Here is a 13,087-nt window from a genome sequence, read left to right as displayed (position 1 = left end):
GCCTCGCCCGCGCCGGCCGCGCTCACGCCTCGCGGGCGCGCGCCACGAAATCCTCGACCGAGCGCGAGAGCTCGTCCGACAGCCGGCCCAGCGTGGTGGCCGCCGCCGCCAGTTCGGAGGCGGCCGTCCCGGTGTCGCGGGCGGCGGCGCCGACCTCGCCCACCGCATGCGCCGCCTGGGTCGTCCCCGAGACGGCGCGGGCAGCCGCCTGGGCGATCTCGCGCGTCGCGGCGTCCTGCTCGACCACGGCCGAGGCGACCGACCCCGACAGCCCCTCCATCCGGTCGATGGCCTCGGCGACGGCGCCGATGCTGCGGACCACGGCCCCAGTGGTGTCGCTCATGGCGGCGACCCGGGCCGAGATGTCGCCCGTGGCGCCCGCCGACTGGCCCGCCAGGTTCTTCACCTCGCCGGCGACGACGGCGAAGCCCTTTCCGGCCTCGCCGGCGCGCGCCGCCTCGATGGTGGCGTTCAGGGCCAGCAGGTTCGTCTGGGTCGCGATGTCGCCGATCAGCGCCACGATTCCCTCGACCTGGCCCGCGGCCTCGGAGAGCTGGTCCAGCCGCTCGCGCGCGGCGACGGTCTCGCCGACCGCGCCCTTGGCGGTGTGCACGGATTCCTCGACCCGCTGCGAGATCTCGGCGATGGCATGGGCCAGCCCCTCGGCCGCGCCCGCGACCGAGCGCGCGGCCTCGTCCGCGGCGCGGGTGCCGTCCGCGGCCTCGGCGGCGAGCTTGCTGCCGCGGCCGGCGGTATCGGCCAGGGCCGCGGCCTGGGCCTCGAGCGCCTCGGCGGCCTGGGACACCTCGCCGACGACGCGGCGCACGGTCCGCTCGAAAAGCCCCAGGGTCGATGCCACGGCCTCCCGGCGCTCGGCCTCGGCCGCCGCGCGGGCCTGCTCGGCCTCGGCCTCCAGCCGCGCGTTGCGCAGGGCGTTGTCCCGGAAGACCGCCAGGGCTGCGGCCATCTCGCCGAGCTCGGTGCCCTTGGCGAAGGCCGGCGGCTCGGCGTCCAGCCGGCCCGCGGCCACGTCCCGCATGCCCCGCGTCAGGCGCTCCAGCGAGACGGAAGTGCCGCGGCCGATGATCCAGGCCAGCGCCGCGCTCAGCGCGATGGCCGCCGCGGCCGCGGCGATCAGCAGCCCACGCGAGCGCTCGCCCGCCCGCTCGGCATCGGCGCGCTCGGCCTGCACGAGGCCGCGCACCAGCGTCTCCAGCGCCTGGGCGGCCGCGTCCATGGCGCCTGCCGCCCGCGCGCGTTCGACCTGCGCCGCCGCCATGGCGGCGAAATGGCCGGGCACGCCGGCGGCCAGCGGCTCGACCTCGCGGGCGCCGAGCAGGTCCGGCGCGACCTTCAGGATCTCCGCGGCCTCGGCCTGCATCTCCCGAGCGAGCATGGCCGAGCGGGTCTCGGTCGCCGCGGCGTCCTCCTGCCAGCGCAGCAGCTCGACCTCGCGCACCAGGGTCAGGAGCCGCTGCGCCCGCACGGCCGCCGCCATGGCGCCCTCGTACTCGGACTGGGCCTTGGCCGCGAGGGCGCGGATATCGGCGACATAGGCCGCCTTCTGCTCGCGCAGCCGCGCGACCACGGCCGCGGCCGCCGCGGCCTCGGCCTGTACCGATTCGCCGCGGCCGAGCTTCGCCCGAAGGACGTCGCCGGCCTCGTAGAGCGCGTCCCAGTCGCCCATGGGGATCTGCCCGTCAAGATCCAGGACGAGCTGCGCCGTCTCCTCGGCCGCCGCGGCGGCCGCAGGTCCCCGCGCCGTGCCCAGCCTGCCGAGGACCTGGGCGAGCATGTCGAGCCGTTCGGACGCGCCGGCGGCGCCTGCCGCCTCCTTGCCGATCTGGGCCGCGCGCTCGCGCTGGTTGCGCGCCGCGTTGCCCTGCTGGAGCGCGGCCGTCTCGGCCACCCGCTGGATCAGCGACAGCGCCTCGGTCAGCCGCCCTCCAGCCTCGGCCCGGCTCGCCGAGGCCGCGGCGCCGCCGCCGATGGCCGTGCGATAGTCGCCGAGCGGGGCGCGGACGCCGTCCACCGGAAGCCCCTGGGCCTGGAGCGCATCGACCCTGGCGGCGAGCGCGTCCAGCAGCGCGCCCACGGCCTCGCCCTGGCGCGGGTCGCCCGCCGCCGCCGCGGCTTCCAGCCGCCTCGCATCGGCCAGGGCGTCGCCGAGGCCCGACATGGCGTTGGCCGCGGCGGCGGCCTCGGCGATCCGCTGCAGGTTCAGCGCTCCGAAGCCCGCCGACCCCGCCGACAATGCGATGACGGATACGAAGCCGGCGGCGATCTTGGTCTTGAGCTTCAACGGAATTCCCCGGGATCCTGACGGAACGCGCGAATTTTCCGTCTAGGCCGGAGAAAATGAATGATGTTTTAAAGTAAGTTGAGGAAACCAACTGGGTCATGAACGCGCTGAACCGGCGCGCCGCCTGGGTTTCCGCGCGTCCCTATGACCCGGGGGCGTCCCCAGCCTATGCCGATTGTTCGTTCCGCTCGACCAGATGGACGTTGCGCCCGCCGGCCGCGGCGAGGGCGCGGCGCGCGGCCTCCTCGCGCGCGGCGTCGCGGCCGACCCGCGCCCACAGGATCACGCCGCCGGCCTCGAGCGCGCGGGCGAAGTCCTCGGTGTGCGGCTTCGCGGTCACCTGGTCCAGGTATTCCTTCACCGCCGCGCCGCCGACCCCGGCCGCCACGGCGGCGGCCACGGCCGCGGTGATGGGGCCGCCCACGATCGCGAAGAGCCCCGCCGTGGTCAGCGGGAACGCGTAGCTGAGCTCGCCCACCATGGCCGCCAGGGCCTGGTCCGCCGGCTTGGCCGGCCGGCCGGCCGCGTCCAGGCTCTCGTGGCTCGACAGGACGCTGAGGTCGGCGCGCGTGAAGCCGGCCACGAGCAGCCCCTCGACCGCCCGGTCGAAGGCCGCCCGGCTCTCGAAGAGCGCCACCACCTCGCGGATCCCGTCCCCGCCGACTGCGTCCCTGGTCGCCATGAGCGCCAAATCTCCCGTTCCCCGTGCCTTCCGACGCCGCGGGCGGGCCCGCGGCGATCCCTGCTTGTACACGAACGCTCGGGAATCCGGAACGGGACCAGCCGCCGCGGGGATGGGGCCGCGCGCCCTCCCGCCCGTGCGCGCGGCGTGCTAGGTTGCCGAAATTCCGCCCGTCGCCGGACCTTCCCCAGTGCCAGACCGCAACGAAAGCCCCGACATCGTCGCCGGCGCCACGCCGATGATGGCGCAGTACCTGGAGATCAAGCAGGCCCATCCCGACTGCCTGCTGTTCTACCGCATGGGCGATTTCTACGAGCTGTTCTTCGACGACGCCGTCCGGGCCGCCGCCGCGCTCGACATAACCCTGACCAAGCGCGGCCAGCATGCCGGCGAGGACATCCCCATGTGCGGGGTGCCCGTCCACAGCCACGAGAGCTACCTGTCGCGCCTGATCCGCCAGGGCTTCCGCGTGGCCGTCTGCGAGCAGATGGAGGATCCGGCCGAAGCCAAGCGGCGGGGCGGCAAGTCGGTGGTCAAGCGGGCGGTGATCCGCGTGATCACCCCGGGCACCCTGACCGAGGACAGCCTGCTGGACGCGCGGGCCAACAACTACCTGTCGGCGCTGGCCGAGGCCGCGGGCGTGATGGGGCTGGCCTGGCTGGACCTGTCGACGGGCGAGCTGTCGACGCAGCCCGTGGACCGGGGCGGCCTGCCCGCGGCGCTGACCCGGCTCGACCCGCAGGAGCTCGTGGTCTCCGAGAAGCTCGTCCAGCAGCCCGAGCTGTTCGAGCTCTTCGGCGACTGGAAGCATCGGCTGACGGTGCAGCCTGCCAGCCGCTTCGACAGCGAGAACGGCCGGCGCCGGCTGCTCGGCGTCTACGGCGTCGGCACGCTGGACGCGTTCGGCAACTTCTCACGGGCCGAGGTCGCCGCGGCCGGCGCGCTGGTCGACTATGTGGAGCTCACGCAGAAGGGCAAGCTGCCGCGCCTCGCTCCGCCGCGCCAGCTGGCCCAGGGCGCGGTCATGGAGATCGATGCCGCCACCCGGCGCAGCCTGGAGCTGACGCGCACCCAGGCTGGCGAGCGCAAGGGATCGCTGCTGGCCTCGATCGACCGCACCATCACCGGGCCCGGCGCCCGGCTGCTCGCGGCCCAGCTCGCGGCGCCCCTGACCGACCCGGCCCGCATCAATAGGCGCCTCGACATGGTCGAGTTCCTGCTGGGCGAATCCGGGCTGCGCGCCGACCTGCGCGCCCTGCTGCGCGCCGCGCCCGACGTCGAGCGGGCGCTGTCGCGCCTGTCCCTCGGCCGGGGCGGCCCGCGGGACCTTGCGGCGGTACGCGACGGGCTCGGCCGGGCGGCGGAGGCCCGCCGGCTGCTCGAGGGGCCGCGCCTGGGCGCCCTGCCCCCTGGGCTGGAGCGCGCGGCGCGCGGCCTTGGCGAGCACGCGGCGCTGACCGGGCTGCTGGCCCGGGCGCTGGCGCCGGAGCTGCCGCTGCTCGCCCGGGACGGCGGCTTCGTGGCCGCGGGCTTCTCGGCCGAGCTCGACGAGCTCGTGGCTCTGCGCGACGAGAGCCGGCGCCTGATCGCGGCCATGCAGCTCCGCTACGCGGAGGCGGCCGGTGTGCCGACGCTGAAGATCCGGCACAACAACGTGCTCGGCTACTACATCGAGGTCTCCCCCGGCCAGGCCGACAAGCTGGGCTCCGGCAAGGCGGCGGAGCTGTTCATCCACCGCCAGACCCTGGCGAGCGCGGTGCGCTTCACCACGGTCGAGCTCTCGGAGCTGGAGCGGCGGATCTCGGAGGCTGCGGACAAGGCGCTGGCGCTGGAGCTGCAGGTCTTCGAGGGGCTGAGCGCCGAGGTGCTGGCGCAGGCCGAGCCCGTGGGCGCCGCCGCCAGGGCCCTTGCGGCCATCGATGTGGCCGCCGCGCTGGCGGAGATCGCGGACGAGCAGCGCTACTGCCGGCCGGTCGTGGACGACGGGCTGGCCTTCGCGATCGAGGGCGGGCGCCATCCGGTCGTCGAGCCCGCGCTGGCGGCGTCGGGCGCCGGGCCCTTCGTCGCCAACGACTGCCGTCTGACGCCGGACGACCGGCTGTGGCTGCTGACCGGCCCGAACATGGCGGGCAAGTCCACCTTCCTGCGCCAGAACGCGCTGATCGCGGTGCTGGCGCAGATGGGCAGCTTCGTTCCCGCGGCGGCGGCCCATGTGGGGGTGGTCGACCGGCTGTTCTCGCGCGTCGGCGCGGCCGACGATCTCGCGCGCGGCCGCTCGACCTTCATGGTCGAGATGGTCGAGACGGCGGCGATCCTGAACCTTGCGGGCCCCCGCGCGCTGGTGATCCTCGACGAGATCGGGCGCGGGACCGCGACCTATGACGGCCTGTCCATCGCATGGGCCTGCGTGGAGCACCTGCACGAGGTGAATCGCTGCCGCTCGCTCTTCGCGACGCACTACCACGAGCTCACCGCGCTGGCGGCGAAGCTGCCGGCGCTGTCCTGCCACACCATGCGCATCAAGGAATGGAAGGGCGAGGTCGTCTTCCTGCACGAGGTCGCGTCGGGTGCCGCCGACCGCAGCTACGGCATCCATGTAGCGAAGCTCGCCGGCCTTCCGCGCGAGGTCGTGCGCCGGGCCGAGCAGGTCCTGCGCACGCTCGAAAAGGGTGGCCAGCGCGGCGGCCTGGACTCGCTGGCCGACGACCTGCCGCTGTTCAGCGCGCTCGGGCGCCGGGACGAGCCGGCGGAGGCCGCGCCCCCCGCCCCGTCGGCGGTGGAGACCGCGCTGGCCGAGATCGACCCGGACTCCCTGACCCCGCGCGCCGCGCTGGAGACGCTTTACCGGCTGAAGACCCTGGCGGGCTAGGCACGCGGATTCGGCAGGTTCCCGGACTCGGCATGCCTGGCATGCTGCATCGCAGCAGAAGGGCAGGGGAATGTTAACGCGGGCGGTGTACCCGTCTGGAGCTGCACAGCAGCATCAATGGGAAAGCCATCATGACCGTCAGAAATCTCTCCGAGTACAAGCCTGGCGCCTGGTCGATTGCCGAGATCGAGACCGCCGCCCGCAACAGCCGCAACGCCTATGTCGCCGGCCTGATCCGGAACGCGTTCCAGGCTCTGGCGACGCGCATCCAGCGTTCGGTCGCGCCCTCCCCCGCCCTGCTGCTCCACGCCATGGACGACCGCATGCTGGCCGATCTCGGGATCACCCGCGGCGGCATCGAGGACGCCGTGAGGAACGGACGCCCCTGCGACCGGGCACGCGAGACCGTCCGCCGTGTCGCCAATGACGTCGCAAAGCCGAAGGTCTACGTGCCGGCCGACCACGCGGCCTGAACGCCGCCCAAGGTTTCCGCCCGTCCTTTCGGACCGAGGCCTGCCCGGCATCCGCCGGCCCCTCGGCCTAGCCGGCATCAGCCGGTCCCCTGGCCCAGCCGCCATCCGCCGGCTCCCGGCCGAGGGAGCAAGAACCGGGCTGAGCCCCCGCGGCGGCCCCGGCAGTCTGTGCCCGCATCCAATCAGGAGGATCGGGCCATGACAGTACTCGCCGGGAAGGTTGCCATCGTCACCGGAGCCAGCTCGGGCATTGGCCGGGCGACTGCGAAGCTCTTCGCCCGCGAGGGCGCGAGGCTCGTGGTGGTCGCCCGGCGCCGCGACGCGCTCGAAAGCCTGATCGCGGAGATCGCGGAGGCCGGCGGCGAGGCCGCGGCCATCGCCGGCGACGTGCGCGACGACGGCGTGGCCAGGGCGGCCGTGGGCGCCGCCGTGGAACGCTTCGGCGGCCTTGATATCGCCTTCAACAATGCCGGCGCGACAGGCGAGCTGGCCCCGATCGGGGAGCTGACGCCCGGCGGCTGGCGCGAGACCATCGAGACCAACCTGACCAGCGCCTTCCTGGGCGCGAGGCACCAGGCTCCGGCCATGGTCCGGCGCGGGGGCGGATCGCTGATCTTCACCTCGACTTTCGTCGGCTTCTCGGCCGGGCTGCCCGGCATGGCCGCCTATGCCGCCGCGAAGGCCGGCCTGATCGGCCTGACGCAGGTTCTGGCGGCGGAGCTCGGCCCGCAGGGGATCCGGGTGAACGCGGTCCTTCCAGGCGGCACCGACACGCCGGCCAGCGTCACCAATGCGCCAGGGGCCGGTCCCGAAGTGCTGGCCTTCGTGGAGAGGCTGCACGCGCTGAAGCGCCTCGCGCAGCCCGAGGAGATCGCGCGGTCCGTCCTGCACCTCGCCTCGGACGCGTCGAGCTTCGTCACCGGCACCGCCTTCGTCGTGGACGGCGGCGCGTCCATCTGCCGGAGCTGAGGACGACGGGGCGCCAGGGCGCATGCGCCCGGCGCCCCACTCCGGTCAGCGCAGGAACTGGTCGATATAACCCTCGCCCAAGCCGCAGGCGGCATAATGGCGGCGGCACTTGTCGAGACGGGTGAAGACGTCGTCGTATCCCGTGCAGTTGCCGTCGGGGTCCACATAGATCATGGCGCCGTTCACCTGGAACAGCGTGATCATCTCCTCCACATGGGGGTCGACGACCAGGGTGTGCGTCTCGCCCGGGGCCTCGTAGACGTAGCCGCCCTCGCGCGCCACCCAGTCATGCTCGAGATAGCGCCATTCGCCCTTCAGCACGAAGCCGTGCACGGGCATGGGGTGCCGGTGGCGCGACAGGACGCCCGCGCGCCGGACGCGCAGCAGGTTGACCCAGTAGCCCCGCGTCACCGACAGGCAGAGCGGCCGGAACCAGACATTGTCGTCCACCGGCACCCAGACGCGCTCGTCCGACGGGATCGCGTCGGGCACGATCAGCTCGGGCGGGGATTCCTTGGGCATGGGGTGGCGGTAGGGCGTCCACTTCGCGTCGGCCGCCGCCGCGCGCCCGGGCGCCGCATTCGTCCCGGGATCCATCGTGCCATCCATCCTCAGCATCCTCCTGGGCTCAAACCGCGAGATAGCCGCCGTCGACCGGCAGGATCGTGCCGGTCACGAAGCCCGCGGCCTCCGACAGCAGGAACAGCACAGCGCCCGCGACGTCCTCGGGACGCCCCCAGCGGCCCTGCGGCGTCCGGGCGAGGATGGGGGCCGATCGCGCGGCATCCTCGACCAGCGGACGGGTCAGCTCGGTCGCGATCCAGCCGGGCGCCACGGCATTGACGCGGATGCCCTCCGGCGCCCAGGCTGCCGCCAGGCTCTTGGTGAGCTGCGCGACGCCTCCCTTGGAGGCCGCATAGCCCGGCACGAAGGGCGATCCATGGAAGGACAGCATGGAGGCGGTGTTCACGATGGCGCCCTTGGACGCGGCCAGCTTTTCCCGAGCCGCAAGGCACATACGCATGGTGCCGACAAGGTTCACCTCCACCGTCAGGCGGAAGGCGTCGATCTCGAACTCCTTGTCCGCGCGCTGGATGATGCCGGCACAGTTGACCAGCACGTCCAGCCGGTCCAGCCCCGCGATCAGCGTCTCGACCGAAGCCGGGTCAGTGACGTCGAGCCGGTGAGTCTCGATCCCTGGCATGGGCGCAAACGCGCGCAGCTCGTCCTCGCCGAGCCCGCAGGCCAGGACCCTGTGGCCCGCCCGCGCCAGCGCGCGGCTCACCGCCTCGCCGATGCCCCGTGTCCCGCCCGTGACGACCGCCGTCCCCATCGCGCCCCTTTCCCGCCAGACAGGGCCGCCCCCGCAGTGGAAGTGGCCATTCGTTGGGCCAACCATCCACCAGCGGGCCGGGCTCGTCCAGGGCTAGTTTGGACGCAGGGCAGCGCCGGACGACCTCCCCGGTTGCGCCGGCCTGACGGCGCGGGCGCGGCTGCGCTCACTTGGCGGCGATCGAGATGGTGACCGTGTCGCTGTAGGATCCCGCAACGGCGTTGGCGTTCGCGGGAAGGCTCACGCCCACGGTGACCGTCTTGCCGAACTGGGCCTGGTCGCGGGAGACGGCGAGCGGGCCGTTCAGGTTGCCGGACTGGGTGTCGTAGCGCAGCGTGTAGCCGACGGTGGCGTTGCCGTTCCTGAGCTGGCCGCCGTTGGACGAGCTGACGGTCACGGTGTAGCCGGCGCCGCTGTTGCAGGACTCCACCACGGTGCCGACCTGCTTGTCGTTCTCGCCGCCGGTCAGGTTCAGCGTCTGGTTGCCGTCGGTCACCGCGATGCTGCAGGTCGCCGAGACCGTGCCGTTCAGCCGGATGGTCCCGCTGGTGGCGGCGAGCGCCGTGCCCGAGAGGGCGATCAGGGCGGCGACGGCGGCGGTGCCGAGGGCGACGGTATCGAACTTCATGGGAGTGGTTCCTTGCCTTTGTCTTCGTGAGGGCCTGTGTGGCAGCCCGTCTGAGGACAAGTTTAGGCAAACGCCGTGCCGGAGCCCGGAAGCCCACGAAATTGGCTAAAATGCTTGATTCCTGGGGCGGAGGTCGCCGACGGGTGCGGCATTTCCTGCCGGGCACCGGCAGCCCTTGCCGGGCCGCATCTGCCGGCCTGGGCCAGCGGGCGGCACCCGCCGCCATGGCCCGGAAGGCGGCATCCGCCGCCATGGCCCGGAAGGCGGCATCCGCCGCCATGGGCAGGCGGGCGGACCGCCTCGCGGGGCCACGGCCTATTCGGCCGCGGCGCAGGCGGGAAGCTGTGCCTCCGCAACGATGCGGCGCACCCCTTCGGCCTCGACGGTCTCGAGCTCCAGCAGCGCGGCCGCCAGGGCATGCAGGGCCGCGAGGTCCTGCGCAAGGCAGGCGCGGGCGCGGCCATAGGCGGCCTCGGTGAGGCTGCGGACCTCGTCGGCGATCTTCTCGGCCATCTGGGGGGCCAGGCCGTGGCCGGACGCCGCGTCCGGGCTGCCGAGCGCGACGAGGCCGAAGCGCTCGCTCATGCCGTAGGTTGTGACCATGCGCGTCGCGATATCCGTCGCGTGCTGCAGGTCACCGGCCGCCCCGGTTGTCACCATGTCCGCGCCGAAGATCAGCTCCTCGGCGGCGCGGCCGCCCATGGCGACGTCGAGCTCGGCCAGCAGCCGCGCCTTGGAATGACAGAAGCGGTCCTCCTGCGGCAGCCGCACCATCATCCCGAGGGCGCGCCCGCGCGGCACGATCGTGACCTTGTGGACGGGATCGGAATGGACCGAGCGCAGGGCCACGATGGCGTGCCCGGCCTCGTGGTAGGCGGTCAAGCGCCGCTCGGCCTCGGACATCACGGTCGGCTTCTCGCCGCCCATCACGAGGCGGTCGCGCGCGGCCTCGAAATCCGCACGGCGGACCTGGCTGCGCTTCTCGCGGGCGGCGCACAGCGCAGCCTCGTTCACGAGGTTCGCGAGCTCGGCCCCGCTCATGCCTGGCGTGGAGCGGGCGACCGTGGCCAGATCGACGTCCTGCGCCATGCTGACGGTGCCCGCATGGACGGCCAGGATCGCCTTGCGCCCGTTGAGGTCCGGCAGGCCGACATGGACATGGCGGTCGAAGCGGCCCGGCCGCAGCACCGCGGGATCCAGCACCTCGACCCGGTTGGTGGCCGCCATCACGATCAGGCCGGAGGCCCGCGCGAAGCCGTCCATCTCGGCCAGGAGCTGGTTCAGCGTGTTCTCGGTCTCGATCTGGCCGCCGCTCGGCGAGGTTGCGCCGCGGGCGCGGGCCAGGGCGTCGATCTCGTCGATGAAGAGGATGCAGGGCGCGGCCTTGCGGGCGTCCCGGAACAGCTTGCGGATGCGCGCGGCGCCGACGCCGACATACATCTCGACGAAATCGGAGCCCGTCGTCGCGAAGAACGGCACGCCCGCCTCGCCGGCCACGGCACGGGCCAGCAGCGTCTTGCCGGTGCCCGGCGGGCCGACCAGCAGCACGCCCTTCGGGATCGCGGCGCCCAGGTCCCTGTAGCGCTCGGGCTGCTTCAGGAAGTCGACGAGCTCGGCCACCTCGGCGCGCGCCTCGTCCAGTCCGGCGACGTCGGCGAAGCGGACATCGGTGCGGACGCGGCTCTTGGCGCGCACCGGCGAGCGCACCATCCCGGCCAGGAAGACCAGGACCACGGCCAGGAAGCCCACCATGTTCAGCTTCAGGACCATGTCCAGGATGGAGTTCGCCTGGGCGAAGGGCTTGCCCGCCGCATCCCGCACCGTCAGCTCGATCCCCGGCGCCGCGAGCCGGGCGCGCAGCTCGTCCGTCCACAGAACCGTCGTCTGGGCGCGCTGCCCGTCGCGATCCGTGAACTCGATTACGCTGCCGTTGACGGTGGCCGCGGTCAGTTCGCCGGCCGCGACCTTCTCCAGGAAGATGGACTGCGGCACTTCGTCGAGCTGGCCGAAGGCCAGCGGGCCGATGCCCTCGCTGGCCAGGACGGCCAGGCCGAGGACGATCACGCCCATGGCTGCGGCGCCGTAGATCAGAAGGTGGCGTCCATGTCTCTTGAAGAAGGATCTCATTGGCCGATGCCCTTGAAACGGCGTCCTCCTGATGCGGAGTTGGCGGGACGCCTGGACACCTTTTTTGCGACCGTTAGGGTTAACAGAACCTTGCGCGGCAAGAAAAGGCCGATCCGGTTCCGTTAGGGATTCACAAAATTCCGGGGATGGTCCGATGGGCTCGCGTCCCGGCCGATGGAACGGCGCTGCGGGGCCGGAGGGAACATGGGGGCCGGTCGTTCCGGCGTCGGGTCACGGTCCCGACGGGCCTGTAGGCGCCCCCCATGCGGTTTGCGGAACCAGGACCATCCTACCCCCCAACTATTAACGAAAGATATAGACACATTGGAGGTGACCCGGACTGTTAGGCCGAGTGCTCCTGCCGCCGAGCCGCACGTGCCCGAGGGAAGGACGCAGCCGCCTGGGCGGCATCCGGCCGGTCGTAATCCCGGCGGGACGGACCCGCGCCGGATGCCGCGACCGTACATCCAGGGCCCGCGCACGGAGCGCAGGGATCAGAATGGAAAGGGTTTCGCCCCCTCCCGGACCATTCGGCCTGGGAAGGGGCGCTGGACCTCGGGCATCGGGCGCACCCGTCAGTTGGCGTAGGCGCGGCTGAAGTCGGTCTCGCCGAAGGCCATCTCGGAGGCGGCGGGCTGCCCGCCGGCGATCTGGACCCAGTCCTGGCCCGAGAGGTTGTCGTAGATGGGGTCGACCGCGGCTTCGCCGGAAACCAGCGAACGGAAGCCCTGCGCGCTGCGGACCGCCTCCTGGCGCACCGCGACCGGCGCCGGGCCCTGCGGGTTCGGCTGGGCGCCGAAGGAGACGAGGTTGGAGGCGCCGTGGAACTGGTTCACGCCGGGGTTGCCTTCGCCGGCGAAGGCCGGGGCGGCGGACAGGATGCCGATCAGGGCGGCAGCGATGGACAGCGTCTTCATGGTCGGGGTTCCTTTCGGGTCTGGCTGGTTGGGTGGTCGGTGGGTTCGGCTGGCTGGATGCTCGGCAGGGCCGGCGGTCAGTTGGCGTAGGCGCGGCTGAAGTCGGTCTCGCCCGAGGCCATCGCGGTGGCGGCGGGCTGCCCGGCGGTGGCGATGACCAGGCCCTGGGCCGAGAGGTTGTCGTAGAGCGGGTCGACCGCGGCCTCGCCCCAGACCAGGGCCTCGTCGGCCAGGCCGGGCGTGGCGGCGTCCTGGCGGACGGCGACGGAGCCGGTCTCGGCCCGGGCGCTCGGCTGGGCGCCGTAGGAGACGAGAGTGCTGGAGCCGTGGAACTGGTTGGTGCCGGCGCTGCCTTCGCCATTGGCCATGGCGGGGGCGGCGGCGAGGATGCTGATCAGGGCGGCGGCGAGGGTCAGGGTCTTCATGGCGTGGGTTCCTTTGCTGTTTGGGTGGCTGGTTTGGTGTCGCTTGGGTGTGTGTTGGCGTCCCGTGCTGGGGTGAGAGGATCATCTCATACGATCAGATCGCGTGCGATATATAATCCTGCAACCCTGCTGCGCGCCGGACGCGCTTGCGATCCCATCGTGCGCGATATACTGCGGAGGGATCGCCGGGAGAGCGCCTACCATAGGACCATCAGGCTTGACGGCAGGGGCGCGTCGTGGTTATCACCGCCGCACGTGGTGATTTGGACCGGCTTGCAGGCCACGTTAAAGAAGCTGCTAAAAGGCTGGAGTCGCCCCAGGCGCCTCGATCCTTGCCGGTCGAGGCGTTTTTTGCTGCCCGG

At 72.5% G+C, this 13,087-nt stretch carries 11 protein-coding genes and 1 riboswitch; of the genes, 3 read left to right on the top strand and 8 right to left on the bottom strand.

Features of this window, described 5'->3' with window-relative positions; translation table 11 throughout:
• Nucleotides 1–22 precede the first annotated feature (22 nt).
• Both JUB13_RS15835 and JUB13_RS15830 read right to left on the bottom strand, forming a co-directional pair.
• Complete coding sequence (locus JUB13_RS15835; protein WP_207480631.1) at nucleotides 23–2,302, bottom strand: methyl-accepting chemotaxis protein; 2,280 nt, start codon at nucleotides 2,300–2,302, stop codon at nucleotides 23–25.
• A 166-nt stretch (nucleotides 2,303–2,468) separates the two neighbouring features.
• On the bottom strand, nucleotides 2,469–2,984 hold the full coding sequence (locus tag JUB13_RS15830; RefSeq protein ID WP_207480629.1) for a hypothetical protein: 516 nt from the start codon (nucleotides 2,982–2,984) through the stop codon (nucleotides 2,469–2,471).
• A gap of 238 nt (nucleotides 2,985–3,222) precedes the next feature.
• On the opposite strand from JUB13_RS15830, the gene mutS reads away from it, so the two are divergent.
• The 3 genes from mutS (at nucleotide 3,223) to JUB13_RS15815 (ending at nucleotide 7,295) form a co-directional block, all read left to right on the top strand.
• Entirely contained in the window at nucleotides 3,223–5,853 is a 2,631-nt protein-coding gene (mutS, locus tag JUB13_RS15825; RefSeq protein ID WP_207481024.1) for a DNA mismatch repair protein MutS, read from the top strand.
• A gap of 131 nt (nucleotides 5,854–5,984) precedes the next feature.
• Nucleotides 5,985–6,326 (top strand): hypothetical protein, encoded by a 342-nt coding sequence (locus tag JUB13_RS15820; RefSeq protein WP_207480627.1) that lies wholly within the window; start codon nucleotides 5,985–5,987, stop codon nucleotides 6,324–6,326.
• Between the two features lie 198 nt (nucleotides 6,327–6,524).
• Nucleotides 6,525–7,295, top strand: a complete 771-nt coding sequence (locus JUB13_RS15815) for an SDR family oxidoreductase (protein WP_207480625.1) — start codon at nucleotides 6,525–6,527, stop codon at nucleotides 7,293–7,295.
• A 45-nt stretch (nucleotides 7,296–7,340) separates the two neighbouring features.
• Here JUB13_RS15815 and JUB13_RS15810 read toward each other — a convergent pair whose 3' ends face one another.
• The 6 genes from JUB13_RS15810 to JUB13_RS15785 all read right to left on the bottom strand — a co-directional run bounded on the left by JUB13_RS15810 (nucleotide 7,341) and on the right by JUB13_RS15785 (nucleotide 12,725).
• Nucleotides 7,341–7,904, bottom strand: coding sequence for a 2,4'-dihydroxyacetophenone dioxygenase family protein (locus JUB13_RS15810; RefSeq protein WP_207480623.1), 564 nt, complete (start codon nucleotides 7,902–7,904; stop codon nucleotides 7,341–7,343).
• 19 nt (nucleotides 7,905–7,923) lie between these two features.
• Nucleotides 7,924–8,628 carry an SDR family NAD(P)-dependent oxidoreductase gene (locus tag JUB13_RS15805; protein ID WP_207480621.1) on the bottom strand — a complete coding sequence of 235 codons (705 nt, stop codon included), beginning with the start codon at nucleotides 8,626–8,628 and terminating at the stop codon, nucleotides 7,924–7,926.
• Nucleotides 8,629–8,794: 166 nt separating this feature from the next.
• Complete coding sequence (locus JUB13_RS15800; protein ID WP_207480619.1) at nucleotides 8,795–9,256, bottom strand: spore coat protein U domain-containing protein; 462 nt, start codon at nucleotides 9,254–9,256, stop codon at nucleotides 8,795–8,797.
• Nucleotides 9,257–9,571: 315 nt separating this feature from the next.
• Nucleotides 9,572–11,383 (bottom strand): ATP-dependent zinc metalloprotease FtsH, encoded by a 1,812-nt coding sequence (ftsH, locus tag JUB13_RS15795; protein WP_236024982.1) that lies wholly within the window; start codon nucleotides 11,381–11,383, stop codon nucleotides 9,572–9,574.
• A gap of 575 nt (nucleotides 11,384–11,958) precedes the next feature.
• Nucleotides 11,959–12,300 (bottom strand): hypothetical protein, encoded by a 342-nt coding sequence (locus JUB13_RS15790; RefSeq protein ID WP_207480617.1) that lies wholly within the window; start codon nucleotides 12,298–12,300, stop codon nucleotides 11,959–11,961.
• 77 nt (nucleotides 12,301–12,377) lie between these two features.
• Nucleotides 12,378–12,725, bottom strand: coding sequence for a hypothetical protein (locus JUB13_RS15785; protein ID WP_207480615.1), 348 nt, complete (start codon nucleotides 12,723–12,725; stop codon nucleotides 12,378–12,380).
• Between the two features lie 245 nt (nucleotides 12,726–12,970).
• A riboswitch (SAM riboswitch) is annotated at nucleotides 12,971–13,046 on the top strand.
• Nucleotides 13,047–13,087: the final 41 nt, after the last annotated feature.

The sequence above is a fragment of the Arenibaculum pallidiluteum genome (assembly GCF_017355985.1).
GTDB classification, from domain to species: domain Bacteria; phylum Pseudomonadota; class Alphaproteobacteria; order Azospirillales; family Azospirillaceae; genus Arenibaculum; species Arenibaculum pallidiluteum.
This window is presented reverse-complemented; position numbering and strand designations above follow the sequence as displayed.